Source organism: Bradyrhizobium sp. 23AC (assembly GCF_054863025.1).
On sequence record NZ_JAVAYN010000001.1, the window covers coordinates 807536 to 833173 of the forward strand.

A 25638-nucleotide genomic window follows, 5' to 3' on the forward strand; every position below is an offset into this window, starting at 1 on the left:
GCAATCCGGGAAGTCTCTCCGCGGTCACGCTGGACCCGGATTTCGCTGCGCTCCATCCGGGCTACGGGCTACGTCACTTCTGACACTTCTGACACCAGAAGGTGGACCGGCCATTCTGCGTGAATCGCTTCACCGTGCCGCCGCACCCCGGCGTCGTGCATTTCTCGCCTTCGCGGTCGTAGACCTTGAACGAGTGCTGGAAATAGCCGAGCTCACCCGAGGTCTGGCGATGGTCGCGCAAGGACGAGCCGCCGGCCTTGATGGCGTCGTTCAGCACGGTGTGGATCGCACTTACCAATCGCTTCGCATGATCGGTCGGCTCGCCGCCGCCAACGCCCTTGCGACCCTTGGTCGCGAGCGTCGCCGCGATCCGGCGCGGCGACAGATGCGAGCGATGCAGGGCTTCGCAGACATAGATGTTGCCGAGCCCCGCCACCACGCGCTGGTCGAGCAGCGCGGCCTTAAGGCTGGTGGTCTTGCCTTCGCAGGACCGCGCCAGCATCGCGGCGTCGAATTCGTTGCCGAGCGGCTCGGGGCCGAGGCCGCGCAGCAGCGGCTCCTCTTCGAGTGCGTTACGTGCGATCACTTTCATGTAACCGAAGCGGCGCGGGTCGTTGAAGACGATGTCGGCGCCGGAGGACATCCGAAACAGCACGTGGTCGTGCGTCGAGTCCTTACCCCTAGGATAGTGAAACTCGCCGGGAGCTGCCTCGTTGTCCGGCTTGATGACGCGGAACGAGCCCGACATACCCAGATGCATCAAGAGCACATCGCCGGAGGCGAGATCGGCCATGAGATATTTTGCACGGCGGCCGAGCCCCGTGACGACCTGCCCCTGGAGCCGGGCTACGAAATCCGGCTGGAACGGAAAGCGAAGGTCTGGCCGGCGGGCTTCCGCCACCAGGATTTTCGCTCCCTCCATCACAGGCTGAAGGCCGCGGCGGACAGTCTCGACTTCGGGCAATTCAGGCATGGTCAGGCATTCACCTTATGAAGGCGGTGTGATAGCGCCATTGCGGCGGGCGCGCTATGGTTCGCCCAGTGGAGTAGAGTAATGGATCGGCCGGGCGAAACCACGCATTTTGGCTTCAGGGACGTCCCCCTGGGGGACAAGCAGACGCTGGTGAACGATGTGTTTCACAGCGTGGCGTCGCGCTATGATTTGATGAACGATTTGATGTCCGGTGGCCTGCACCGGGTCTGGAAGGACATCATGATCACCGCGCTCGACCCGCCCAGGAGCGACCGGCCGTTCGCGCTGCTCGACGTGGCCGGCGGCACCGGCGACATCTCGTTCCGCGCCGCCAAGGCCGCGGGCCCCGGCTTCCATGCCACCGTCTGCGACATCAACACCGACATGCTGGCGGTCGGCCGCGAGCGCGCCGCGAAGCGCCATCTCGAAACCCGTGTCGATTTCGTCGAAGGCAATGCCGAAGCGCTCGCCTTCGCCGACCGCAGCTTCGACGCATATACGATCGCTTTCGGCATTCGCAACGTGCCCCAGATCGATCTGGCGCTGCGCGAGGCCCATCGCGTGCTCAAGCCCGGCAGCCGCTTCCTGTGCCTGGAATTCTCCACCGTCGAGATGCCCGGGCTCGATCGGATCTACGACCTGTTCTCGTTCAAGGTGATCCCGCCGCTCGGCCGCATAATCACGGGCGATGCCGAGTCCTACCAATATCTCGTCGAGTCCATCCGCAAGTTTCCGAAACCCAACGCCTTCGCCGACATGATCCGCGACGCCGGCTTCGCCCGCGTCAGCTGGCAGACCCTGTCCGGCGGTATCGTCGCACTGCATTCGGGCTGGCGTTTGTGATCTCTGCGTTCACCCACATTGCGCGCCTGATCCGCGCCGCGTTCGTGTTTGCGCGCGAGGGCGTGTTCGGCTCGGTCGATCCGAGCCTGGTGCCGCCGCCGGGACAGCTCGCGCTGAAGCTGGCGCGCCTCGTCGAACGGCGTGGCGTCAAGCACGGCCCGCGGATATCGCGCGCGCTGACGCGGATGGGCCCCGCCTATCTCAAGCTCGGACAATTCCTGGCCACGCGGCCCGACGTCGTCGGCGTCATCATGGCGCGCGATCTCGAAAGTCTCCAGGATCGCCTGCCGCCGTTTCCGCAGGACGAAGCCGAAGCCGCGATCGCGACCTCGCTGGAGCGGCCGCTGAAGGACGTGTTTGTGAGCTTCGGCCCCCCCGTCGCGGCGGCCTCGATCGCTCAGGTGCATCGCGGCGAGGTCTTGCACGCCGGCATCCGCAAGTCGGTTGCGGTCAAGGTGCTCCGGCCCAACGTCGCCACACGCTTCCGCCGCGACCTCTCCGATTTCTTCTTCGTCGCGCACAAGGCCGAGGCTTATTCGGCCGAAGCGCGGCGCCTGCGCCTCATCGAAGTCATCAACACCATGTCGCGCTCGGTCGCGATGGAGATGGATCTGCGGCTGGAAGCTGCGGCGCTGTCGGAGATGGCGGAGAACACGCAGGGCGATCCTGATTTCCGCGTGCCGTCCGTGGACTGGGACCGCACCACGCACAACGTGCTGACGATGGAGTGGATCGACGGCATCGCGCTGAACGATCACAAGCGTCTGGCGGAATCGCAGGTCGACCTGCCCGATCTCGGCCGCAAGGTGATCCAGAGCTTCCTGCGGCACGCGCTGCGCGACGGCTTCTTCCACGCCGACATGCATCCGGGCAATCTGTTCCTGGATGACGCGGGGCGGCTCGTCGCGGTCGATTTCGGCATCATGGGCCGGCTCGGCATGAAGGAGCGGCGCTTCCTCGCCGAAATCCTGCTCGGCTTCATCACCCGCGATTATCGCCGCGTCGCCGAGGTGCATTTCGAGGCGGGCTACGTGCCCGCACATCACTCGGTCGAGAACTTCGCGCAGGCGATCCGCGCCATCGGCGAGCCGATCCACAACCGCACGGCGGAAGAGATCTCGATGGCGCGGCTCTTGACGCTGCTGCTCGAGGTCACCGGCCTGTTCGACATGACCACGCGTCCCGAGCTGATCCTGCTCCAGAAGACCATGGTCGTGGTCGAAGGCGTGGCGCGCGGCTTCGATCCCAGGCTCGACATCTGGAAGGTCGCCGACCCCGTGGTACGCGAATGGATCGAGCGCAATCTCGGTCCGATCGGCCGGGTGCAGGGCGCGCTCGCCGGGACCGGAGACATCGCGCGCGTGCTGATGCGCATGCCGGAGATCGCCGAGCGGTCCGTGAAGGTGCTCGAGCAGCTCGAGACCATGACGCGGGAGGGCATCAGGCTGTCGCCCGAGAGCATCGCCGCGATGGGCCGCAGCGAGGGCCGCAAGAACCGCTGGCGCACCGTCGCGCTCTGGATCATCGCCGCGACCTTCATCGGGATCCTGATCGCCGTCCGGAATCTATGACTGCCAAAAGCTTGATTGCATTGCAATCACACGAGTGATAGCATCGCTATCATTTCGTGCTGGAGGGGCGTCATGGCAAGCCTGACCATCCGCAAGCTCGACGACGCCGTCAAAACCTATTTGCGGCTGCGCTCGGCCAAGAACCGCAGGTCGGTCGAGGAAGAGGTCCGGGTCATCCTGCGGGAGCTGATCGAGGACCGCGAGGAGCCGCTGACGCCGTTTGCGGTACCGCCCGCGGCATCCCCCACCCCCGCACTCCAGCGCACCGGCGCTGTCCCCGAGGCCAGCGTCACCCTGATCATCGGCGGCGGCATCGCGGCCTACAAGTCGCTCGACCTGATCCGAAGGCTGAAGGAGCGCCGCGTCGAGGTCCGCTGCGTGCTGACCAAGGCGGCCCAGCAATTCGTCACGCCGCTGGCGGTCAGCGCCCTCTCCCATGAGCGCGTCTATACCGACCTGTTCGACCCCCAGAGCGAGTTCGACGCCGGCCATATCCGCCTCGCGCGCGACTGCGACCTGATAGTCGTCGCGCCCGCGACCGCCGATCTGATGGCGAAGATGGCGAACGGCCACGCCGACGATCTCGCCAGCGCCATCCTGCTCGCGACCAACCGCAAGGTGCTGCTGGCGCCGGCGATGAACCCGCTGATGTGGAACAATGCGGCGACGCGCCGCAACCTCGCGCAGCTGCAGCGCGACGGCGTGGTGCTGATCGGACCCAATTCCGGCGAGATGGCGGAAGCGGGCGAAGCTGGTGTCGGCCGCATGTCGGAAGCCATCGAGATCGCCGCCGCTGCCGAGCGCCTGCTGCGGCCGCCGGTGCCGAAGCCACTTGCCGGCAAGCGCGTGCTGATCACCGCAGGTCCCACCCACGAGCCGATCGATCCGGTGCGCTACATCGCCAATCGCTCCTCCGGCAAGCAGGGCTTTGCCATTGCCGCCGCCGCACAAGCCGCCGGCGCCGAGGTGATCCTGGTGAGCGGTCCGGTCGACCTCAGCGATCCCCGGGGCGTGACGGTAAAGCATGTCGAATCGGCGCGGCAGATGCTGGAGCAGGTGCAGGCCTCGCTTCCCGCCGACATCGCGATCTTCGCCGCGGCGGTCGCCGACTGGCGCGTTGCCAACGAGGGCGAGCAGAAGCTGAAGAAGACTTCGGCCGGCATGCCGCCGCTTCAGCTGATCGAGAACCCCGACATCCTCGCCACGATCTCCAGGCTGACCGACAAGCGCCCGCCGCTGGTGATCGGCTTTGCCGCCGAGACCGAGCACCTCATCGACAACGCCAAGTCAAAACTTGTCCGCAAGGGCTGCGACTGGATTGTCGCCAATGACGTCTCGCCCGCCACCGGCGTGATGGGCGGCGACCGCAACACCGTGCATCTGATCAGTCGCAAGAATGGTGAGAAGGACGGCGAGATTGCAGTTGATTCCTGGCCGGTGATGACCAAGGAACAGGTCGCCATCGAACTGGTCGCGCATGTCGCACGAAGCGTGACCGACAAATCCCTGGAGCCGGCATCTTGAGCACGAAGGTCACTGTCGAACTGCAACGCCTGGCCCATGCCGAAGGCCTGCCAATGCCGGCCTATCAGACCACCGAGGCTGCCGGCCTCGACCTGATGGCGGCGGTGCCGGACAGCGAGCCGATGACACTCGCCGCCGGCCAATACGCGCTGGTGCCGACCGGTCTTGCGATCGCATTGCCGGCCGGGCACGAGGCGCAGGTGCGGCCGCGCTCGGGGCTTGCCGCCAAGCACGGCGTCACCGTGCTGAACTCGCCGGGCACGATCGACGCGGACTATCGCGGCGAGATCAAGGTGATCCTGATCAATCACGGCACAGCGCCGTTCGTGATCAAGCGCGGCGAGCGCATCGCCCAGATGGTGATCGCGCCCGTGGTGCAGGCCGCGCTGGTTCCGGTGGCCACATTGTCGGCCACCGATCGCGGCGCCGGCGGCTTCGGCTCGACCGGCCGCTAAGTCGTGGTGGGTTGAAGTCGAACAGAGTCCGATCAATCGGGCGCTCTCTCCGTTCCCTCCCCCTTGTGGGGGAGGGGCAGGGAGGGGGTCCACACGGGGACTCTTTCAATCGCGCACCGTTCCTCTTTGCATCGTCAAGAATTGGCACTTCTTCCTGGGCTACCCCTCTCCCTAACCCTCCCCCACAAGGGGGAGGGAACGCACCTCCGTCGGAGCGCCCGTGGTGTCTCATCTCATCCGCTAACGCACGACGGTTCCAGCCGAATCGTCCGAAGATTTACGTGAGTTGGAACCCCTCACCCTGCATTTTTTTGGGGCCGCCTTTGCGTTCACGATCTGGACTCTTACCGGCGGAGTCACGGTGGGGGTATTGTCGTTTGATTCGCGCGCGACGGGGGTCGCCGCGCGTAAATTCGTGCGGTCTTGGGGCAACTATGTCAGGCGTGATCGTGTCGATGCGTCGGACGCTGCTGTCGTGCACATCGCTCGTGCGCAACGGCTTGTTGGGAGGCGCTCTTGCAGCGCTGCTGCCGGCTGCGCCGGCCGAGGCGGCCGACCTCATCGACACCCTCTCCATCATGCTGGATTTCAACCGGCAGGAACTCGCGGTGCTCGCCACCGCGCTGGCCTTGCTCGGCTTCTCGGTGGTGGCTGCGATCCTCTTGATGCGCACGCGCGTGCGCACCGCGAAGAACGAGGCGCGGCTGCGCGCCCGAATCGGGGAACTCCAGCTCCAGGCCGACCGCTTCGGCGCGCTGCTGTTCGCCGAACCGCAGATCCTGATCTCCTGGCCGGCCGGCGACAATCGCGCGCAGATCTCGGGCGACATCTCCATGGTGCTGCCGCGCGATTCCTCGCCACAACGCGTGCTCGCATTCGGAACCTGGCTGCCGCCGGAACCTGCGCTCCAGATGGATCATGCCGTCAATGCGCTGCGTGACCGCGGCGACGGGTTCCAGCTGACACTGACGACCGCGCATGGCCACACGCTCGAGGCCATCGGCCGCGCCATCGGCGGCCAAGCCATTGTCCGGATTCGCGAACTCTCGGGGCTCCGCCGCGATCTGGCCGAGACCAATCTGCGCTACAACGCGCTCTCCGACGAGACCGAGATGCTGCGCGGCTTTGCCGCCAACGCACCCTGGCCGATCTGGGCCAAAGGCGAGAACGGCGCGCTGACCTACGCCAACCCGGCCTATGTCCGTGCCACCGAGGCGAACAACGTCACCGACGCGCAGGAGCGCAAGCTCGAGCTGCTCGACAGCGCCGACCGCACCGCGATGGAGCGGGGACTGAAGGACACCGCCAATTTCAACGCGCGGCTGCCGATCGTGATCAGCGGCGAGCGCCGCATCTACGACGTGCGCGCGGTCAATGTCGGCAGCGGCAGCGTTGGCGTCGCCATCGATGCCAGCGAGGCGGACGCGCTCAGCTCGGCGCTGGTGCGGATGGCGGAGGCGCATCGCCGCACGCTCGATCAGCTCTCCTCCGGCGTTGCCGTGTTCGACGGTCAGCGCCGGCTCGCCTTCTACAACGATTCCTACCGCCGGCTGTGGGACCTCGACCGCACCTTCCTCGACGCCAATCCCGATGATTCCAGCGTGCTCGATCAGCTCCGCGCCGCGCGCAAGCTGCCGGAGCAGCCGGACTTCCGTGCCTGGAAGTCCAAGCTGCACGAGGCCTATCGCGCGGTCGAGACCACCAAGGACACCTGGTACCTGCCCGACGGCCGCGCGCTCTCGGTCGTCACTACGCCGAACCCGGAAGGCGGCGTCACCTATCTGTTCGACGATGTCACCGAGAGCCTCGAGCTCGCCCGCCGCTTCGACGGCATGATCCGGGTCCAGCGCGAAACGCTGGACAGCCTCGCCGAGGGCGTTGCGGTGTTCGGCAGCAACGGCAAGGCGCAACTGTTCAACCCGGCCTTCGTCCGGATGTGGAAGCTGTCGAGCGATGCCATGCGCGACGAGCCGCATATCCAGACGGTGGAAGGCTGGTGCCATCAGCTGTTCGACGACCCCACGGTCTGGCGCCAGATCCGCGAAGCCGTCACCTCGATCGAGAGCCGCGCCGACGTGCCGCTGAAGCTGGAGCGCAAGGACGGCAGCGTGCTCGACGGCATGATCCGCCCGCTGCATGACGGCGCCACCATGCTGACGTTCCAGGACATCACCGACACCGAGAACGTCGAGCGCGCGCTGCGCGAGCGCAACGAGGCGCTGGAGGCTGCCGACCAGATGAAGGTGGATTTCGTCCACCACGTCTCCTACGAGCTGCGCTCGCCGCTCACCACCATCATCGGCTTCGCGCATTTCCTCAGCGATCCCTCGACCGGGCCGCTGACGCCGAAACAGGCCGAATATCTCGACTACGTCACCAAATCGACCAACGCGCTGCTGGCGCTGACCAACAACATCCTCGATCTCGCCACCATCGACGCCGGCGCCATGAAGCTGGAACTCGGCCCGGTCGACGTCAGCAAGACCATCGAGCTCGCGGCAGAAGGCATCCAGGACCGGCTCGCCACCGACCGCATCCGCCTCAAGGTCGAGATCGCGCCCGATGTCGGCAGCTTCGTCGGCGACGAGAAGCGCGTGGTGCAGGTGCTCTATAACCTCCTTGCCAACGCCGTCGGGTTTTCTCCACAGGATTCCACCGTCGGCATCAGCGCGCGCCGCACCGAACGCAGCGTGGTCTTCACTGTGACAGATTCCGGGCCTGGAATACCTGCCGACATGAAGGACAAGGTGTTCAACTGGTTCGAAAGCCGCTCGCAGGGCTCGCGTCACCGCGGCGCCGGGCTCGGCCTGTCGCTGGTGCGCTCCTTCGTCGAGCTGCATGGCGGCAAGGTGCGGGTGGATTCGATCGTCGGCCGGGGCACGGTCGTGATCTGTGACTTCCCGACCGACCAGGCGGCGCATCGCGACGCCGCCGAATGACAGAACCCACCAAACTCTCCGTCGCGCTTCACAACGAGACGGCCACCGCACAATTGATGGCCGACCTCGCGCTGCTGGTCGGCCCTGGCGATGTCGTCACCCTCACCGGCGATCTCGGCGCCGGCAAGACCGCCGCCGCGCGCGCGCTCATCCGCTACCTCGCCGGCGACGAGGCGCTGGAGGTGCCGAGCCCGACCTTCACGCTGGTGCAAGGCTATGAGCTGCCGCCGTTCCCGGTGATGCACGCCGATCTCTACCGGGTCGAGGACGAGAGCGAGCTCGAGGAGATCGGGCTGTCGCCGCTGCCCGATGCCACACTCGTCCTGATCGAATGGCCGGAGCGCGCGCCGTCGGCGATGCCACAGGATCGCATCGACATCGCGCTGACGCATCGGCCGGCGCTGGGCTCGAATGCGCGCGCCGCCGACATCACCGGTTACGGCAAGGGGGCCGCCACTGTCGCGCGGCTGCAGGCGCTGCGCGAATTCCTCGATGCCTCCGGCTACATGGATGCGACTCGCAAGCGCATGGCCGGCGACGCCTCGACGCGCTCCTATGCGCGGCTCTTGCGCGACGAGGAGATCGTCATCCTCATGAACTTTCCGCAGCGCCCTGATGGTGCTGCGACGTACAACGGAAAATCCTACAGCGCCGCGGTTCATCTCGCCGAGAATGTAAAACCCTTCGTCGCGATCGACGAAGGCCTGCGCGCGCAGGGCATCTCGGCGCCCGCGATCCACCATTCCGACCTCGACCATGGCTTCCTGATCACCGAGGATTTCGGCAGCGAAGGCGTGATCGAAGGCGACCCGGCACGCCCGATTGCCGAGCGCTACGAGGCCGCGACCGACGTGCTGGCCACGCTCCACGGCAAGACGCTTTCGGAAACATTGCCGCTGGCGGATCAGACCTACGCTATCCCCCTCTTCGATACCGAGGCGCTGCTGATCGAGATCGGCTTGATGCCGGAATGGTACCTGCCCGATCGCAACGCGCCGCTGAGCGAGGCGGCGCGCGGAGAGTTTTTCGCGATGTGGCGCGAGCTGCTAAAGAAGCCGCTGGCCGCGCCGAGGACGTGGATCATCCGCGACTATCACTCGCCCAATCTGATCTGGCTTGGGGATCGCGCCGGCATCGCGCGCGTCGGCGTGATCGATTTCCAGGACACCGTGCTCGGTCCGCAATCCTACGACGTGGTGTCGCTGCTCCAGGACGCCCGCATCGACGTGCCCGAAAGCCTCGAGCTGACGCTGCTGTCGCGCTACATCAAGGCGCGGCGCGCTGGCGATGCCGGCTTCGATCCGGCCGAGTTCGCCGAGCTCTACGCCATCATGTCGGCACAGCGGAACACGCGGCTGCTCGGCACCTTCGCCCGCCTCAACCGCCGCGACGGCAAGCCGCATTATTTGCGTCACCAGCCGCGGATCTGGACCTATCTCCAGCGCTCGCTGGCACATCCCGCGCTGAGCTCTTTGCGCGACTGGTATCTCGCCAACGTCCCACCGCCCCAAAGTCCACCAAAGGCCTGATTTGGGGGCCGATTTACCAGCTGTTAGCCAAGACGCCGGTATTCTGGCGGCAAGGCAGCCGGATCATTACGGGCTGGAGCGGGCAGATGGCGGTAAAGACGGACCAGCGCGGCAACAGCCGGGTTGTCTTCGAGCGCGGGATCTCGGCCCAGATGATGGGGATCGACGGCACCTGGCGGCGCGACTGCACCATGGAGGACGTCTCCGAGACCGGTGCCAAGCTGACCATCGACGGCTCGGTGGAGGGCCTCCATCTGAAGGAGTTCTTTCTGCTGCTGTCGTCCACCGGACTTGCGTACCGGCGTTGCGAGCTGGCCTGGGTCAATGGCGACCAGATTGGGGTCAATTTCCTCAAGCTCGGCGACAAGAAGAAAAGGGCCCGTTCCACAGCCGTCGGGGCATGATGGCAACACCCGTCGTACAACCGTCACGGCGGGTGGCTAAGGCGGTTGAGATGCGGTGCGGGTGATCGAACCTCGTGTTAGGATTGCTGCGAACGCGAAAGGTCTGAGAAAGCGAAGGATGTCCGTCAAACCGACCAAAGCCATGGTGCTCGCCGCAGGGTTTGGCCTGCGCATGCGTCCCCTGACGGACAGGATGCCGAAGCCGATGGTGCCGGTGGCCGGCCAGCCGCTGCTCGACCACGTGCTCGACAAGCTCGGCCAGGCGGGCGTGACCGAGGCCGTGGTCAACGTGCATTACCTGCCGGACCAGATCATCGATCACGTCGCATCGCGCCAGCTTCCGCGCGTGACGATCTCTGACGAGCGCGACCAGGTGCTCGGCACCGGCGGCGGCGTGGTCAAGGCGCTGCCGCTGCTCGGCAACGCACCGTTCTTCCACGTCAATTCCGACACGCTCTGGATCGACGGCGTGCGCTCCAATTTGACGCGGCTCGCTGAAAATTTCGACCCCGCGCGCATGGACATCCTGCTGCTGATGGCGCCGACCGCGACCAGCATCGGCTATAGCGGTCGCGGCGATTACGGCATGCTGCCCGACGGCGCCCTGCGCAAGCGCAAGGAAAAGGAAGTCGTTCCGTTCGTCTATGCCGGCGCTGCGATCCTGTCGCCGTCGATCTTCGAAGGCGCGCCGCAGGGCGAGTTCTCGCTGACGAAAATGTTCGACCGCGCCAACGAGCAGGAGCGGCTGTTCGGCCTCCGCCTCGACGGCGTCTGGATGCATGTCGGCACGCCCGACGCCGTGCACGCCGCGGAAGAGGCGTTTCTGGAGAGCGTGGCGTAAAGGCGCCCCGAAGGGGTGCCGTAGGGTGGGCAAAGGCGCCCTTGCGCCGTGCCCACCATCTCTCTCGATGGCAAAATGCGTGGGCACGCTTCGCTTTGCCCACCCTACAAGACCTGTCAGGTCTCGCGAACAGCGGGGACGACTTCCCCCCGCCCCATGACCATTCGGCCTCGCCTCCCTATATTGCCCTGATCTCCGAATCAGGCAGCTCATGCGCGTCTTCAGCGTTCCCCTCTCAGTTCCATTCCTGCGCACGATCGTCGCGAGCCTGCTCGACGGACGGCTGGTCGAGGGATTCGAGGCGCGCAAGGAACCGGCGCGTCTGGCGGATGCCACACTGTATCTGCCGACAAGGCGCGCGATGCGCGTGGTCCGCGAGATCTTCCTCGACGAGATGAAGGCGGACGCCGTGGTGCTGCCGCGCATCGTCGCGCTCGGCGACATCGACGAGGATGAGCTCGCCTTCGCCGACGAGGGCGAGCAGTTCTCCGGCGCAACGCCGCTCGACATACCGCCGCGGCTCGGCGAGCTCGAACGACGGTTGACGCTGGCTCAGCTGGTCGCGGCCTGGGCCAAGGGCCCGGTGCTGTCGCCGCTGGTGGTCGGCGGGCCTGCTTCGACGCTGGCGCTCGCCGGCGACCTCGCGCGCCTGATCGACGACATGGTGACGCGCGGCGTTGACTGGAGCGCGCTCGACGGTCTCGTACCTGACAACCTCGACCGCTACTGGCAACACTCGCTCGAATTTTTGCGCATCGCGCGCATCGCCTGGCCCGGGCATCTCGCCGAGATCAACCGGATCGAGCCCGCGGCGCGGCGCGATCTCCTGATCGCGGCGGAAGCCAAACGGCTGACCGCGCATCCGAGCGGGCCGGTGATCGCAGCCGGTTCGACCGGCTCGATGCCGGCCACCGCCAAATTCCTGCACGCGGTCGCCTCGCTGCCGCATGGCGCAGTGGTGCTGCCGGGCCTCGATACCGATCTCGACGACGACGCCTGGCGCAGCATCGGCGGCGTGCGCGACTCGCTCGGCAAGTTCGCGGAGCATCCGGCGTCGAACCATCCGCAATATGCGATGAACGCACTGCTGGATCGTTTTGGCATCAAGCGCTCCGACGTCGAGATCCTCCAGCCGCCAGCGGACGGCGGCCGCGATCTGCTCGCATCGGAATCGATGCGGCCGTCGGCCAAAACGGAAGTCTGGCACGACCGGCTGAAGCAGCCGGTCGTCGCGGCGAAGATCGCCGGCGGCATGAAAAACCTCGCGGTCGTCGAAGCACCCAACCCTGAAATGGAAGCGCTCGCCATTGCCATCGCGATGCGCGAGGCGCGGCATCTCGACAAATCGGCGGCGCTGGTCACGCCGGACCGCGCGCTGGCGCGGCGGGTGATGGCTGCGCTGACCCGATGGGATCTCGCCTTCGACGATTCCGGCGGCGACGTGCTGATGGAAACATCCGCCGGCGTCTTTGCCCGGCTCACGGCGGAAGCGGCGACCAAAGGACTGGAGCCGCCGACGCTGCTGGCGATGCTGAAGCATTCGCTATGCCGGCTCGGCCGGCTGCCTGGCGCGTGGAAGGCGGCGATCGAAGATCTCGAGCTTGCAGTCCTGCGTGGCACGCGTCCGCCTGCCGGCACCGGCGGCCTGCTGCGCGAATTCAACCGCTTTCGTGACGAGCTGACAAAGCTGTGGCGCAGCGAGGTCTCCGCGCTTCACAAGGCCGAGCCCCGTGCGCGTCTCAAGGCCGAGAATATCGACCGCATCCAGACGCTGATCGATGCCTTGCAAAAGGCGCTGGCACCGATCGAGAGTCTGGCGTCGGCAAAACCATATGACTTCGCCGAACTCGCGCACCGGCACCGCGAAATCATGATCGAGCTATCGCGCGACGAGCAGGGCATTCCGCTCGCCTTCGAGGAGCGCGAAGGCCTCGCGCTCGCCGGCGCCTTCGACGATCTGCTACGCGGCGGCACGACCAGCGGATTGATGGTGACGCTGCCCGACTATGCCGACGTCTTCCAGACCGCGTTCAGCGAGCGCGCGGTGCGGCGGCGCGACAAGCCGGGCGCGCGGCTCCAGATCTACGGCCCGCTGGAATCGCGCCTGATGCAGGCCGATCGCATCATCGTCGGCGGGCTGATCGAAGGCGTCTGGCCACCGGCGCCGCGCATCGACCCCTGGCTCAGCCGGCCGATGCGGCACGAGCTCGGCCTCGATCTTCCGGAGCGGCGCATCGGCCTCTCCGCCCACGATTTTGCCCAGCTGCTCGGCGGCGACGAGGTGATCCTCACCCATTCCGCCAAGGCTGGCGGCGCGCCGGCGGTGGCTTCGCGCTTCCTGCACCGGTTGGAGGCGGTTGCGGGCGACGATCATTGGAAGGCGGCCGTTCGCGCCGGCGAGAAATATGTGCAGTTCGCGGGCGCGCTGGACCAGCCGGACGAGGTCAGGCCGATCAAGCAGCCCGAGCCGCGGCCGCCGCGCGCGACGCGGCCGCTCAGGATGTCGGTGACAGCGATCGAGGACTGGCTGCGCGATCCCTACACGATCTACGCCAAACACATCTTGCGGCTCGATGCGCTCGATCCCGTCGACATGCCGCTGTCGGCCGCCGACCGCGGCTCGGCGATCCACGATGCGATCGGCGAGTTCACCGAGAGCTATGCGACGCGTCTGCCTGAAGACCCCGCGCGCGTGCTACGCACGATCGGCGAGAAGCACTTTGCGCCGCTGATGGAGCGGCCCGAAGCGCGGGCGCTGTGGTGGCCGCGCTTCCAGCGCATCGCGCGCTGGTTCGGCGAATGGGAGACCGCGCGGCGCGACGCGATCGAGGCCATCGTCGCGGAGACGCGCGGCGAGATTTCGATCACGCTAGATAATAATCGCAGCTTCCGACTTTCCGCGCGCGCCGACCGCATCGAGCGGCGCCAGGGCGGCGGCTACGCCATCCTCGACTACAAGACCGGCCAGCCGCCGACCGGCAAGCAGGTCCGCATGGGCCTGTCGCCGCAGCTCACCCTGGAGGCCGCGATCCTGCGCGAGGGTGGCTTCCCCGATATCGACGCCGGCGCGTCGGTAAGCCAGCTCGTCTATGTGCGCCTGAGCGGTAACAATCCGCCGGGCGAGGAGCGCATCCTCGAGCTCAAGTACAAACCCGGCGACGAGCCGCAGCCGCCGGACACAGCGGCCGCCGAAGCGCGCGCCAAGCTGGAGGCCCTGATCCGTGCCTTCGACGACGAGAACCAGCCCTACACCTCGCTGAACCTGCCGATGTGGTCCAACCGCTACGGCACCTATGACGATCTCGCCCGGATCAAGGAATGGTCTGCGGCCGGCGGTTTGGGGATCGAGGAATGGTGAAGCTGCCACGCCCCATTCCCGACGAGGTGCGCGCGCGGCAGGCGCGCGCGTCCGATCCGACTGCGTCGGCGTTCGTGTCGGCCAATGCCGGCTCGGGCAAGACCCATGTGCTGGTGCAGCGCGTGATCCGCCTGCTGCTGTCGGGCGTGCCGCCGGAGAAGATCCTCTGCATCACCTTTACCAAGGCCGCCGCCGCCAACATGGCCGAGCGCGTGTTCACCACGCTTGGTCACTGGGTGACGCTGGATGATACCGGGCTCGACGCAGCGATCCGCGCTGTCGGCATCCCGCATCCCAGCGCGAAAATTCGGCGCGACGCGCGAAAACTGTTCGCCTGCGCGCTGGAGACGCCGGGCGGGCTGAAGGTGCAGACCATTCACGCGCTGTGCACGCGCCTGCTCCAGCAATTCCCGTTCGAGGCCAACGTGCCCGCGCGCTTCGCCGTGATCGACGAGCGCGACCAGACCGACATGATGGAGCGCGCCAATCTGAAGGTGCTGCTGGAGGCGGCGCGCGATCCGGAGAGCGTCACCGGTCGCGCATTGCTGACCGCGATGGCGAGCGCGGCCGACGTCACCTTCAAGGAGGTCGTGCGCGAGGCGTGCCTGAGCCGCGATCACTTCATGACCTGGACGGACGAGGCCGGCAACGCCGAGGCCGCCGCCGCGCAGATGGCGGCCGTGCTGGGCGTCGACGTGAGCGATCGCATCGAGGACGTCGAGACCGAGATTCTCGATGGACCCTATCTGCCGCGATCGCGCTGGGACGACATCGCCTATGCGCTGGAGGACGGCAGCAAGTCCGACAACGACCAGGCCAGCCGGCTCCGGGAGGCAAAGGTCTTTTCCGGCAGCGCACAGGTCGATGCCTATCTCTGCGTCTTCCTCACCGACGAAAAGTTGTCGCGCAAGGCGGTACTGACCAAGAAGTTTGGCGACCACAACCCGTCCGTCGCTCGCCTGTTCGAGAACGAGGCGCAGCGGGTCAGTGAATTGATCGAGAAGCGCCGCGCGGTCACCATGCGCGACCGCACCGTGGCGCTGTTGCACATCGCGACCGCGGCCGCGGCAAATTACCGCCGCGAGAAGCAGGAGCGCGGGCTGCTCGACTATGACGATCTGATCGACAAGACGCTGGCGATGTTGAACCGCATCGCCTCGGGCTGGGTGCACTACAAGCTCGACCGCGGCGTCGATCACGTCCTGATCGACGAGGCCCAGGACACCAGCCCGCGGCAATGGGACATCGTCGCGCACATCATCTCCGAATTCACCGCCGGCGAAGGCGCGCGCGAGGGGCTGAACCGCACGGTCTTCGCGGTCGGCGACGAGAAGCAGTCGATCTTCTCGTTTCAGGGCGCGGCCCCGCACGAATTCGACGCGCGCCGGCGCGAGCTGCACCGCAAGTTCACCGCCGCCGGGCTGAAGTTCGATCCGGTCGCCTTCACCTATTCGTTCCGCTCGGGCGCTGCGATCCTGCACTCGGTCGACCACGTCTTCCGCGAGCAGGAGATCTACAAGAGCATCCATTCGGTCGAGATCGGCCATCCCCTGCACAATGCGCTGGCCGATGCCGGTCCGAGCGTGATCGAGCTGTGGGATCTGGCTGTCGCCGACGACCGCCAGGAGATCGAAGGCTGGCGCGCGCCGTTCGACGGCGTCGCCGTCACCAGTCCCGAGGTCAAGCTCGCGCGCCGCATCCAGGCCGAGATCAAGCGGCTGGTCGAGAGCGGCACGCTGACGGGGCACGAAGGCGAGCGGCGGCCGCTACGCTACGGCGACATGCTGATCCTGGTGCGCCGGCGCGGCAATGCCTTCGATGCCGTGATCCAGGCACTGAAGCACGCTGGCGTTCCGGTCGCCGGCGCCGACAGGCTCAAGCTGACCGAGCACATCGCGATCATCGACCTGATGAACCTCGCTGATGCCCTGCTGCTGCCGCAGGACGACCTCGCACTGGCGGTGGCGCTGAAGAGCCCGCTGTTCGGCCTCGATGACGACGATTTGTTTCAGTTAGCCCATGATCGCAAGGGATCGCTGCGCCGCGCGCTCGGCGATGCGGCCGGAAGCGAGAAGTTCGCGACTGTGTTGCGGCGCCTGGAAGCCTGTGAGACGCGCGCGCGCGAGGAGACGCCGTTCGCGTTCTACGCCTGGCTGTTAGGGGGCGACGGCGGCCGTGCGCGCATCCTGCGCCGGCTCGGGCATGAGGCCAACGACGCGCTCGACGAATTCCTGGAGCTGGCGCTGAGCTGTGAGCGCAAGGCGCCGGCCTCGCTGCAAGGCTTCATGGCCTGGCTGCGCTCCGCCGACACCGAGGTGAAGCGCGACATGGAAATCTCGCGCGACGAGGTGCGGGTGATGACGGTGCACGGCGCCAAGGGCCTGGAGGCCTCGGTCGTGTTCATGGTCGACACGACATCGTCGCCCGCGGACTCGCAGCGGGTCCGGCTGATCCACGTGCCGCGCGGCAATGGCGGCGAGGTCGTGGTGTGGGCTGGCCGCAAGGCCGACGACCCCAAGCCCGTCGCCGACGCGCGCAAGGCCATGCTCGAGGAGACCGAGGACGAATATCGCCGCCTGCTCTATGTCGCGATGACGCGCGCGGCCGATCGGCTGATCGTCGGCGGCTGCATGCCCGGCAACATGAAGACCGTGCGCAAGCTGAGCTGGTACGATCTGGTCGACACCGGCCTGGCCGGCTCGGGCCTGGACAAGCAGACGATCGAGACGCCCCTCGGCAAGGTGACCCGGTTCGCCCGGCCGGAGGATGTCGCGGCGCTGGGTGTCCCGGCGGCGACCGTCGACCAGACGGTCGCGCTGCCGGCCTGGCTGCGAACGCCGGCGCCGCGCGAGATCGTTGACGACGACCTGGTGCGTCCGTCCGGCCAGTCGGCCGAGGAAGGCCGCAGCGCGCGGACAGGCGAATCAGTGCAGTCGCGCGCGCTCGCACTGCAGCGCGGCACGCTGGTGCATCGGCTGCTGCAATCCCTGCCCGATATCGCCGCGGAACGCCGGCGCGAGGCCGCGCTCGGCTTCATGGCGCGCAACGCCGCGGACTGGACGGAGGTCGACCGCGCCGCTTTGGCCGACAAGGTGCTCGCCTTGATCGCGGAGCCGCGCTTCGCAGCCGTGTTTGCCGCCGGCAGTCGGGCGGAAGTCGCCATCGCCGGCCGGCTGGAGCGGCCGAGCCGGGCGCCAGCGCTGGTGTCGGGGCAGATCGACCGGCTGGTCGTTCGTCCGGAGGAGGTTTTGATCGTCGATTTCAAGACCAACCAGGCGGCGCCCAAGAACGCGGCCGCAGCGCCCGCCGCCTATGTCCGGCAGCTTGCGCTGTACCGGGCGGTGCTGGCGCGGCTTTATCCCCAAAAGCCCATCCGCGCCGTCCTGCTCTGGACCGAGGCCCTTGAATATATGGAGATTTCGGCCCCCGCGCTGGACGCGGCGCTGGCATCCCTTCATCTCGGTGTGAGCGTCCTTGACCCGGCAAGGGGCCGTTCATAGGTTGACGGCATGATCCCGGGCGCGATTCCCATCTGCGCCGATTCTTTCAACCGAACGAGGTACTCCCATGGCCGTTGGCAAGGTTTCTGACACCGATTTCGAAGCCGAAGTGCTCAAGGCGAACGGTCCTGTGGTCGTCGATTTCTGGGCTGAGTGGTGCGGCCCCTGCCGCATGATCGCGCCCGCCCTTGACGAGATCGCCGGCGCGATGGGCGACAAGGTCAAGATCGTGAAGCTCAACGTCGACGAGAGCCCGAAGACCGCCTCGAAGTACGGCGTGATGTCGATCCCGACCCTGATGATCTTCAAGGGCGGCGAGATGGCCTCCCGCCAGGTCGGCGCGGCGCCGAAGGCGAAGCTGCAGCAGTGGATCACCTCCGCGGTGTGATCTCTCCGGCGTAAGATTTTTTTCGGAAGCGGCCGGCGAAAGCCGGCCGTTTTGCGTTGATGGGACGTGTCCAGCGTATGACGAGTCCCAGCCCTTGCCTGCCCCTCCCGCAAAGCGCGCGCGAAAATCGACTTCTCTCGCTGCCATGGAGGCGCGGTCGGTCGACGCGATTCCGCGCGGCAGGGAGTGGCAGTACGAGCCGAAATGGGATGGCTTTCGCTGCCTGCTGTCGCGCGACGGCCGCCATGTCGATCTGCGCTCCAAATCCGGCGAGGACCTCGCGCGCTATTTCCCGGAAGTTGTCGCTGCCGCGCTGAAGCTGAAAGCCGACCGTTTCACGCTCGACGGCGAGATCGTCGTACCGCACGGCAAGAGCTTTTCGTTCGACGCGCTGCTGCAACGGATTCATCCGGCGGCGAGCCGCGTAAAGAAGCTCTCGACGGAGACGCCGGCGCTCTATCTCACCTTCGATCTGCTCGCGACGGTAAAACAGAAGCAGCTTGCCGGAAGGCCGCTGAGCGAACGGCGGCCCGCGCTGGAGGCTTTTGCGAAGGCCAATCTGAAGGGCAGTCTCTTCCACCTGTCCCCGGCGACGACGAGCTACGCCACCGCGAAAAAATGGCTGGCGCAATCCGGCGGCGGCTCGGACGGCGTCATCGCCAAGCGCATCGATCTGCCCTACCAGGCGGGCAATCGCGACGGCATGCAGAAGATCAAGAAATTCCGCAGCGCCGATTGCGTGGTCGGCGGCTTCCGCTATGCCACCAACAAGATCGCCGGGCGAAAGGTGGTCGGCTCGCTGCTGCTCGGGCTCTACGACGATGGTGGCTTGCTGCACCATGTCGGCTTCACATCCGCGATCAAGGCGGAGGCGAAGCCTGCGCTGACCGACCGGGTTGAGGCGCTGATCGCAGAGCCCGGCTTCACCGGCAACGCGCCGGGCGGGCCGAGCCGCTGGTCCACCGAGCGCTCGGCAAAATGGTGTCCGCTCAAACCAAAGCTGGTGATCGAGGTCTGCTACGACCATTTCAGCGGCGAACGCTTCCGCCACGGCACCTCGATCCTGCGCTGGCGCCCCGACAAGGCGCCGCGGCAATGCAGCTTCGAGCAATTGAAGCAGAAGGCCGCGGATCCGATGAAGATGTTGAAGTAAGTCGGTCTAGTGCCCCGGACGCAGCGCGAAGCGCTGCAGAGCCGGGGCCCAGAAGCCGCGAGTCTGGGTCCCGGCTCTGCGGAGCAGCGCTTTGCGCTGCACCGCGTCCGGGACACGAGAGGATTTACCTCAGCCAACCAGTCGCTATTGCCTGTGCCAGCTCCGGCTGACTGTTATTGCGTGCCAACGCCGCCATTGCCTCGTGATCGTACGTGACGTGGCGGAATGTCACCTGCCAGTCGCCGCTGGCCAGTTCGAGAATCGCATAACGCGCATGCGGCGTGCCGGCCTCCACGACATGCGGATACGGATGCTTGTCACGATAACCAGGACTGCCGACGCTGCCGGGATTGACGATCAACCGGCCGTCGCGCAGGCGCACGGTGCGTGCGAGATGCGTGTGGGCGCAGAGGATCAGGGATTGCGTCACGCCATGCGCGAGCTGCTCGATCCGGTCGAGCGGCGACAGCGCGACCGTGCCATCGGGATGCACCGTGTCGAGCCAGTAGACTTCGTCGTTCTCGGGCGTGGCGTGGCAGAGGAACACGTGCTCGCGAAACACCCGCGTCATCGGCTGTGCGCGCAGCCAATCCAGTTGCGCGGCGTTGAGCGCTGCGTGGGCGGGACGATCCCACGAGCCCATTTTCTCCGGCGGACGGTCGAGCAGGTAGCGGTCGTGATTGCCGAGCACGTGCACGGCGTCCAGCTGCATCAGTATCTCGATGGTGCGGCGCGCATCGAGCGGGCCGCTCAGCATGTCGCCGAGATTGACGATGGCGGTGATATCAAGGGCACGGATGTCGGCGAGCACCGCCTCCAGCGCGAGATAGTTCCCGTGGACGTCGGCGATGGCGGCGAAGCGCATTGGTGTTCTCTCTTTCATGCCCCGGACGCAGCGCAGCGCATCTTTCGCGGTGCGCTGCAGAGCCGGGGCCCATGCGGCCCTGGATCCCGGCTCGCGCTCCGCGCGTCCGGGACAAGAGAAATCATGCAGGAGGCGTGCCGTTGATCGCCAGCACGTGGCCGGCCAGATACAGCGAGCCTGATATCAGGATGCGCGGCGGCACCTCGTAGGCGAGCTTCGACAGGCCACGCAGCGCGGCCTCGACGCCGGTGACGGTCTCGACGCGCATGCCGAGGCTGCGCGCGGCGTCGGCGAGGCGATCGACCGGCATCGCGTTCTCGGTGTCGGGGATCGGCACCGCAATGATGTGACGGGTGAGACCGGCGAAATTGGCGAGGAAGCCCTGTGCATCCTTGTTGGCCATCATGCCGGCGATGACGACCAGCGGCCGCGACACCCGCTCTTCGAGATCGCCGAGCGCGGCGGCTGCCACACGGCCGCCTTCGGCATTGTGCCCGCCATCGAGCCAGATCTCCGAGCCCTGCGGTCCGAGAGCGAGCAGCTCGCCCGAGGTGATGCGCTGCATCCGCGCCGGCCATTCGGCACCGACGATGCCGGCCTCGAACGCCGCCTGATTGATCCCAAAGTTCGGAATCGCGCGCAGCGTCGCGATCGCGAGACCGGCATTGTCGAATTGGTGGCGGCCGAACAGCCGCGGCGCCGTGAGATCCATCAGGCCGCGATCGTCGGAGTAGACGAGGCGACCGTGCTCGACATTGACGTGCCAGCTCTCATTCGCCGCAAACAGCGGCGCGCGCATGCGCTTGGCCTGCGCCTCGATCACCGCCATGGCTTCGCCCGCCTGCTCCGCAGAAACCACGGGCACGCCGCGCTTGATGATCGCCGCCTTCTCGCCGGCGATCGATGTCAGAGTGTCCCCGAGGAAATCCATGTGGTCCATGCTGACGGGCGTGATCACGCAGGCCGCCGGCGCATCGATCACGTTGGTCGAATCCAGCCGACCGCCGAGGCCCACTTCGAGCAGCACCACGTCGGCCGGGTTCTGTGCGAACAAATGGAAAGCGGCCGCCGTCTTCAGCTCGAACAATGTCGCGGCTTCGCCGGCATTGACGCGCTCGACCTCTTCCAGAGCCGCGCGCAATTCGTCGTCACCGACCAGCACGCCACCGCCAACGCGGCCGAGTCGGAAGCACTCGTTGATCCTGACAAGATAGGGCGAGGTGTAGGCGTGGACGCGCAGGCCTGCGGCCTCCAGCGTCGCGCGCAGATAAGCCAGCGTCGAGCCCTTGCCATTGGTGCCGGCGATGTGGATCACCGGCGGCAGCTTGCGTTCGGGGTGGCCGAGCCGTTCGAGCAGGCGGTGCATCCGCTCCAGCCCGAGATCGATACGCTTCTGATGCAGGACCGACAGCCGCCCGATCAATTCACCGAGCGGCGTCTTCGCGCTGTCAGGGGACGCGTTCACGCGTGCGGCGCAGCCGGCGCCGTCTCGGCGGCCGATACGATCTGTGCCGGGCTGAGTACCGGCTGCATCGGCTTCGACGCGGTCTCCAGCGCCGGCGCCTTGGTCAGCAGACGGCAGAGCCGCGCCAGGGTCGGACGCAGTTCGTGGCGATGCACGACCATGTCGACCATGCCGTGCTCTTTCAGATACTCGGCGCGCTGGAAACCTTCAGGCAGCTTCTCGCGGATGGTCTGCTCGATCACGCGGGCGCCGGCAAAGCCGATCAGCGCGCCGGGCTCGGCGATCTGCACGTCGCCGAGCATCGCATAGGACGCGGTGACACCGCCGGTGGTCGGGTTGGTCAGCACGACGATATAGGGCTGCTTGGCCTCGCGCAGCATCTGCACCGCGACCGTCGTGCGCGGCATCTGCATCAGCGACAAAATGCCTTCCTGCATGCGTGCGCCGCCGGATGCGGCGAACACGATGAACGGCGACTTCTTCTCGACCGCGAGCTCGAGCCCACGGACGATGGCTTCGCCTGCGGCCATGCCGAGCGAGCCGCCCATGAAGTCGAAATCCTGCACGGCGACGACGACGGCGGAGCCTTCGAGCTTGCCGTAACCGACCTTGATCGCATCATTCAGATTGGTTCGGGCGCGCGCGTCCTTGATGCGGTCGACGTATTTCTTCTCATCGCGGAACTTGAGCGGATCGGGCGTGACGTCGGGCAGCGCGACGTCGAACCAGGTCTCGTTGTCGAAGATCGACTTCAAGCGCGCCACCGCGCCCATGCGCATGTGGTAGTTCGAACCGGGGATGACGAACTGGTTGGCCTCGACGTCCTTGTAGAACACGAGCTGCCCGGAATCCGGGCACTTGATCCACAGATTCTCCGGCGTCTCCCGCCGCAGCATGTTGCGGATCTTCGGCCGGACCACGTTGGTAAGCCAGTTCATGGTTTGCTCCGATGTGCGACCCGCCCCGCGGATCGCCTGAAGGGATATATGGCGACCGGGCCATTGCCCGGCAAGCCGCCGTGTCGTCCGCCTTAGAGCATGATCCGGAAAAGTGTGAAGCGGTTTTCCGACAAGATCATGCTCAAACTAAAGAGCTAAAGCGGAATTATGGCCTATTCCGCCGCCTGTTGCGCGCCCTTGACGCCCTGGGCCAGGGCCGCGGTCAGCTCAGCCACGGCGTTAACGGTTTTGCCGGTCGCCCGTCCCTCGGCGTCGAGGCTGTGCTTGAGCGCGTCGACCAGGGCGGTGCCGACCACCGAACCATCGGCCTTCTCGGCAATGGCGCGCGCCGCTTCCGGCGTGCGGATGCCAAAACCAACGCAGATCGGCAGCTTGGTATGCCGCTTGATGCGCGCGACGGCTTCACCGACGGCATTCGCGTCCGCCGCCGCTGCACCGGTGATGCCGGCGATAGAGACGTAATAGACAAAGCCTGATGTGTTCGCGAGCACCGCCGGGAGGCGCTTGTCGTCGGTGGTCGGGGTCGCCAGGCGAATGAAGTTCAGGCCCGCCTTCAGCGCGGGAATGCAGAGCTCGTCGTCTTCCTCCGGCGGCAAGTCGACGATGATGAGACCGTCAACGCCGGCCGTCTTGGCGTCAGCCAGAAACTTGTCGACGCCGTAAATGTAGATCGGATTGTAATAGCCCATCAGCACCAGCGGCGTGATGTTGTCGTCCTTACGGAAGTCGCGCACGAGGTCCAGCGTCTTCTTCAAGGTCATGCCGGCCTTGAGCGCGCGCAGACCTGCAGCCTGAATCGAGGGACCATCCGCCATCGGATCGGTGAAGGGAATGCCGAGCTCGATGACGTCGGCGCCTGCCTTCGGCAGCGCCTTGACGATATTGAGCGACGTCGTGAGATCGGGATCGCCGGCCATCACATAGGTGACGAAGGCCGCGCGGCCCTCTTTCTTCAATGCGGCGAAACGGGTGTCGATACGCGTGGTCACTTGCTCTTGCCCCTCAGGATGTCGCCGACCTGCGGGACGTCCTTGTCGCCGCGGCCGGAGAGGTTGACGACCATCAGGTGATCTCTTGGCCGCTTCGGCGCGAGCTCCATCACCTTGGCGATGGCGTGCGCGGGCTCGAGCGCGGGGATGATACCTTCGAGGCGCGACAGCAGCTGGAACGCGGCGAGCGCTTCGTCATCGGTCGCGGAGAGATAGTTCACGCGGCCGATCTCGTGCAGCCAGGAATGCTCGGGGCCGATGCCGGGATAATCGAGGCCGGCCGAGATCGAATGCGCGTCCTGGATCTGGCCGTCGGCATCCATCAAGAGATAGGTGCGGTTGCCGTGCAGCACGCCGGGACGGCCGCCCGCGATCGACGCTGCATGCAATTGCGTGAGGCCATGGCCCGCCGCTTCGACGCCGAAGATTTCGACGGAGGGATCGTCGAGGAACGGGTGAAACAGGCCCATCGCGTTCGAGCCGCCGCCGATGCAGGCCACCAGCGAATCCGGCAGGCGGCCCTCGACCTCCTGCATCTGCGCCTTTGTCTCGTTGCCGATGATCGACTGGAAGTCGCGCACCAAGGTCGGATAGGGATGCGGGCCGGCCACCGTGCCGATGCAGTAGAAGGTGTTGTGCACGTTGGTGACCCAGTCGCGCAGGGCCTCGTTCATGGCGTCCTTCAGCGTGCGCGTGCCCGACTGCACCGGGACCACCGTCGCACCCAGCATCTCCATGCGGATCACGTTGGGCTGCTGCCGCTCGACGTCGACGGCGCCCATATAGACCACGCATTCGAGCCCGAAGCGCGCGCACAGCGTCGCGGTGGCGACACCGTGCTGGCCGGCACCGGTCTCGGCGATGATGCGCTTCTTGCCCATGCGCCGCGCCAGCATGATCTGGCCGAGCACGTTGTTCACCTTGTGCGAGCCGGTGTGGTTGAGCTCTTCGCGCTTCAGATAAATCTTGGCGCCGCCGAGATGCTCGGTCAGGCGCTCGGCGAAATAGAGCGGCGAGGGCCGGCCGACATAATGCGTGAGATATCCGTTCATCTCGGCCTGGAAGGCCGGATCGGCCTTGGCCTCGGTGTAGGCCTTCTCCAGATCGAGGATCAGCGGCATCAGGGTTTCGGCGACGAAGCGGCCGCCGAAAATGCCGAAATGGCCGCGATCGTCGGGACCGCTGCGGTAGGAATTGGGTTTGGCGACGTTCATCGAACACTCAACTCTTGGCTGGACTCTTGACTGGCGCGCGCGGCGCGAATGAAGGCCTTGATCATCTCCGGATCTTTCACGCCGGGGGCGCTCTCGACACCGGAGGAGACGTCGACGCCGCCGGCGCGGGTGACGCGGAGTGCCTCGGCGAGGTTGTCGGCATGAAGCCCGCCCGAAACCATGTAGGGCAGCTTCAGGTCGAGGTTTTCGAGCAGGTGCCAGTCGAAGGGCTCCCCGAGGCCGCCGGGCCGGGTCGCATCCTTCGGCGCGCGGGCATCGAACAGGATGCGGTCGGCGATCGCGGCATAGCCGGGCAACACGGCCAGATCGGCCGCGGTTGCGACCGGGACCGCCTTCATCACCGGGCGGCCGAACCGCTGCTTGATGTCGCGCAGCCGCGCCACGCTCTCATTGCCGTGCAGCTGGAAAATGTCCGGCGACAGCGCGTCCATGATGTTGTCGAGCGTCGCATCGTCGGCGTCGACCGTGAGGGCGACCTTGAGCGCGCGCCCCTTCACCTGGCGGCCGAGGTCGCGGCCGAGCTCCAGGGACAGGTGCCGCGGCGAAGGCGGGAAGAACACGAACCCCACCATATCCGCACCCGCCTCGAGCGCCGTTTGAAGCGTCTCGCGCGTGGACAGGCCGCAGATTTTGACGAGCAGGGACAT

General features: G+C 66.4%; 19 protein-coding genes. 12 read left to right on the forward strand and 7 right to left on the reverse strand.

Going from position 1 to position 25638, the window contains the following annotated elements; genetic code table 11:
• Positions 1–73: 73 nt before the first annotated feature.
• A complete protein-coding gene (gene mutM / locus RAD10_RS03780; RefSeq protein ID WP_461616380.1) occupies positions 74–973 on the reverse strand; it encodes a bifunctional DNA-formamidopyrimidine glycosylase/DNA-(apurinic or apyrimidinic site) lyase in 900 nt (299 codons plus the stop codon).
• 81 nt (positions 974–1054) lie between these two features.
• Between mutM and ubiE the strand changes: the two genes are divergently transcribed.
• The 12 genes from ubiE to RAD10_RS03840 all read left to right on the forward strand — a co-directional run bounded on the left by ubiE (position 1055) and on the right by RAD10_RS03840 (position 19478).
• The gene (gene ubiE, locus RAD10_RS03785; RefSeq protein ID WP_461616381.1) at positions 1055–1816 is read left to right on the forward strand and encodes a bifunctional demethylmenaquinone methyltransferase/2-methoxy-6-polyprenyl-1,4-benzoquinol methylase UbiE; all 762 of its coding nucleotides are present in this window, start codon (positions 1055–1057) and stop codon (positions 1814–1816) included.
• Entirely contained in the window at positions 1813–3387 is a 1575-nt protein-coding gene (gene ubiB, locus RAD10_RS03790; RefSeq protein WP_091962268.1) for a 2-polyprenylphenol 6-hydroxylase, read from the forward strand. The genes ubiE and ubiB overlap by 4 nt, the downstream gene beginning before the upstream one ends.
• 72 nt (positions 3388–3459) lie before the next feature.
• A complete protein-coding gene (coaBC, locus tag RAD10_RS03795; RefSeq protein WP_461616382.1) occupies positions 3460–4911 on the forward strand; it encodes a bifunctional phosphopantothenoylcysteine decarboxylase/phosphopantothenate--cysteine ligase CoaBC in 1452 nt (483 codons plus the stop codon).
• Positions 4908–5366, forward strand: a complete 459-nt coding sequence (gene dut / locus RAD10_RS03800; RefSeq protein ID WP_461616383.1) for a dUTP diphosphatase — start codon at positions 4908–4910, stop codon at positions 5364–5366. The genes coaBC and dut overlap by 4 nt, the downstream gene beginning before the upstream one ends.
• Positions 5367–5800: 434 nt before the next feature.
• The gene (locus RAD10_RS03805) at positions 5801–8305 is read left to right on the forward strand and encodes a sensor histidine kinase (RefSeq protein ID WP_461616384.1); all 2505 of its coding nucleotides are present in this window, start codon (positions 5801–5803) and stop codon (positions 8303–8305) included.
• A complete protein-coding gene (gene tsaE, locus RAD10_RS03810) occupies positions 8302–9834 on the forward strand; it encodes a tRNA (adenosine(37)-N6)-threonylcarbamoyltransferase complex ATPase subunit type 1 TsaE (protein ID WP_461616385.1) in 1533 nt (510 codons plus the stop codon). Before RAD10_RS03805 ends, tsaE begins: the two co-directional genes overlap by 4 nt.
• Positions 9835–9920: 86 nt before the next feature.
• Positions 9921–10238: a PilZ domain-containing protein gene (locus RAD10_RS03815; protein ID WP_461616386.1), complete on the forward strand. Its 318-nt coding sequence runs from the start codon at positions 9921–9923 to the stop codon at positions 10236–10238.
• A gap of 118 nt (positions 10239–10356) precedes the next feature.
• Positions 10357–11079: a nucleotidyltransferase family protein gene (locus RAD10_RS03820; RefSeq protein ID WP_461616387.1), complete on the forward strand. Its 723-nt coding sequence runs from the start codon at positions 10357–10359 to the stop codon at positions 11077–11079.
• A gap of 211 nt (positions 11080–11290) precedes the next feature.
• The gene (gene addB / locus RAD10_RS03825) at positions 11291–14437 is read left to right on the forward strand and encodes a double-strand break repair protein AddB (protein ID WP_461616388.1); all 3147 of its coding nucleotides are present in this window, start codon (positions 11291–11293) and stop codon (positions 14435–14437) included.
• Complete coding sequence (gene addA, locus RAD10_RS03830) at positions 14431–17937, forward strand: double-strand break repair helicase AddA (RefSeq protein ID WP_461616389.1); 3507 nt, start codon at positions 14431–14433, stop codon at positions 17935–17937. The genes addB and addA overlap by 7 nt, the downstream gene beginning before the upstream one ends.
• Positions 17938–18004: 67 nt before the next feature.
• A complete protein-coding gene (gene trxA, locus RAD10_RS03835; protein WP_007598398.1) occupies positions 18005–18325 on the forward strand; it encodes a thioredoxin in 321 nt (106 codons plus the stop codon).
• 145 nt (positions 18326–18470) lie between these two features.
• Positions 18471–19478, forward strand: coding sequence for an ATP-dependent DNA ligase (locus tag RAD10_RS03840; RefSeq protein ID WP_461616582.1), 1008 nt, complete (start codon positions 18471–18473; stop codon positions 19476–19478).
• Positions 19479–19602: 124 nt separating this feature from the next.
• Here RAD10_RS03840 and RAD10_RS03845 read toward each other — a convergent pair whose 3' ends face one another.
• From RAD10_RS03845 to RAD10_RS03870, 6 genes are all read right to left on the reverse strand, one after another.
• Positions 19603–20343 carry a metallophosphoesterase family protein gene (locus tag RAD10_RS03845; RefSeq protein WP_461616390.1) on the reverse strand — a complete coding sequence of 247 codons (741 nt, stop codon included), beginning with the start codon at positions 20341–20343 and terminating at the stop codon, positions 19603–19605.
• 121 nt (positions 20344–20464) lie between these two features.
• On the reverse strand, positions 20465–21808 hold the full coding sequence (locus tag RAD10_RS03850; RefSeq protein WP_461616391.1) for a bifunctional folylpolyglutamate synthase/dihydrofolate synthase: 1344 nt from the start codon (positions 21806–21808) through the stop codon (positions 20465–20467).
• Complete coding sequence (gene accD / locus RAD10_RS03855; RefSeq protein WP_018323424.1) at positions 21805–22746, reverse strand: acetyl-CoA carboxylase, carboxyltransferase subunit beta; 942 nt, start codon at positions 22744–22746, stop codon at positions 21805–21807. The genes RAD10_RS03850 and accD overlap by 4 nt, the downstream gene beginning before the upstream one ends.
• A gap of 173 nt (positions 22747–22919) precedes the next feature.
• A complete protein-coding gene (gene trpA, locus RAD10_RS03860) occupies positions 22920–23756 on the reverse strand; it encodes a tryptophan synthase subunit alpha (RefSeq protein ID WP_461616392.1) in 837 nt (278 codons plus the stop codon).
• Positions 23753–24970, reverse strand: a complete 1218-nt coding sequence (trpB, locus tag RAD10_RS03865; protein ID WP_104465333.1) for a tryptophan synthase subunit beta — start codon at positions 24968–24970, stop codon at positions 23753–23755. The genes trpA and trpB overlap by 4 nt, the downstream gene beginning before the upstream one ends.
• Positions 24967–25638: a phosphoribosylanthranilate isomerase gene (locus RAD10_RS03870; protein WP_461616393.1), complete on the reverse strand. Its 672-nt coding sequence runs from the start codon at positions 25636–25638 to the stop codon at positions 24967–24969. Before RAD10_RS03870 ends, trpB begins: the two co-directional genes overlap by 4 nt.

Bases quoted from the DNA above. Each gene is read 5' to 3' on its own strand.
- trxA (WP_007598398.1), top strand. From the start codon at position 18,005: ATGGCCGTTGGCAAGGTTTCTGACACCGATTTCGAAGCCGAAGTGCTC.
- RAD10_RS03815 (WP_461616386.1), top strand. From the start codon at position 9,921: ATGGCGGTAAAGACGGACCAGCGCGGCAACAGCCGGGTTGTCTTCGAG.
- accD (WP_018323424.1), bottom strand. From the start codon at position 22,746: ATGAACTGGCTTACCAACGTGGTCCGGCCGAAGATCCGCAACATGCTG.
- RAD10_RS03820 (WP_461616387.1), top strand. From the start codon at position 10,357: ATGTCCGTCAAACCGACCAAAGCCATGGTGCTCGCCGCAGGGTTTGGC.
- mutM (WP_461616380.1), bottom strand. From the start codon at position 973: ATGCCTGAATTGCCCGAAGTCGAGACTGTCCGCCGCGGCCTTCAGCCT.
- RAD10_RS03840 (WP_461616582.1), top strand. From the start codon at position 18,471: ATGGAGGCGCGGTCGGTCGACGCGATTCCGCGCGGCAGGGAGTGGCAG.
- RAD10_RS03845 (WP_461616390.1), bottom strand. From the start codon at position 20,343: ATGCGCTTCGCCGCCATCGCCGACGTCCACGGGAACTATCTCGCGCTG.
- RAD10_RS03805 (WP_461616384.1), top strand. From the start codon at position 5,801: ATGTCAGGCGTGATCGTGTCGATGCGTCGGACGCTGCTGTCGTGCACA.
- RAD10_RS03870 (WP_461616393.1), bottom strand. From the start codon at position 25,638: ATGTCCCTGCTCGTCAAAATCTGCGGCCTGTCCACGCGCGAGACGCTT.
- addB (WP_461616388.1), top strand. From the start codon at position 11,291: ATGCGCGTCTTCAGCGTTCCCCTCTCAGTTCCATTCCTGCGCACGATC.
- addA (WP_461616389.1), top strand. From the start codon at position 14,431: ATGGTGAAGCTGCCACGCCCCATTCCCGACGAGGTGCGCGCGCGGCAG.
- coaBC (WP_461616382.1), top strand. From the start codon at position 3,460: ATGGCAAGCCTGACCATCCGCAAGCTCGACGACGCCGTCAAAACCTAT.
- trpB (WP_104465333.1), bottom strand. From the start codon at position 24,970: ATGAACGTCGCCAAACCCAATTCCTACCGCAGCGGTCCCGACGATCGC.
- tsaE (WP_461616385.1), top strand. From the start codon at position 8,302: ATGACAGAACCCACCAAACTCTCCGTCGCGCTTCACAACGAGACGGCC.
- ubiE (WP_461616381.1), top strand. From the start codon at position 1,055: ATGGATCGGCCGGGCGAAACCACGCATTTTGGCTTCAGGGACGTCCCC.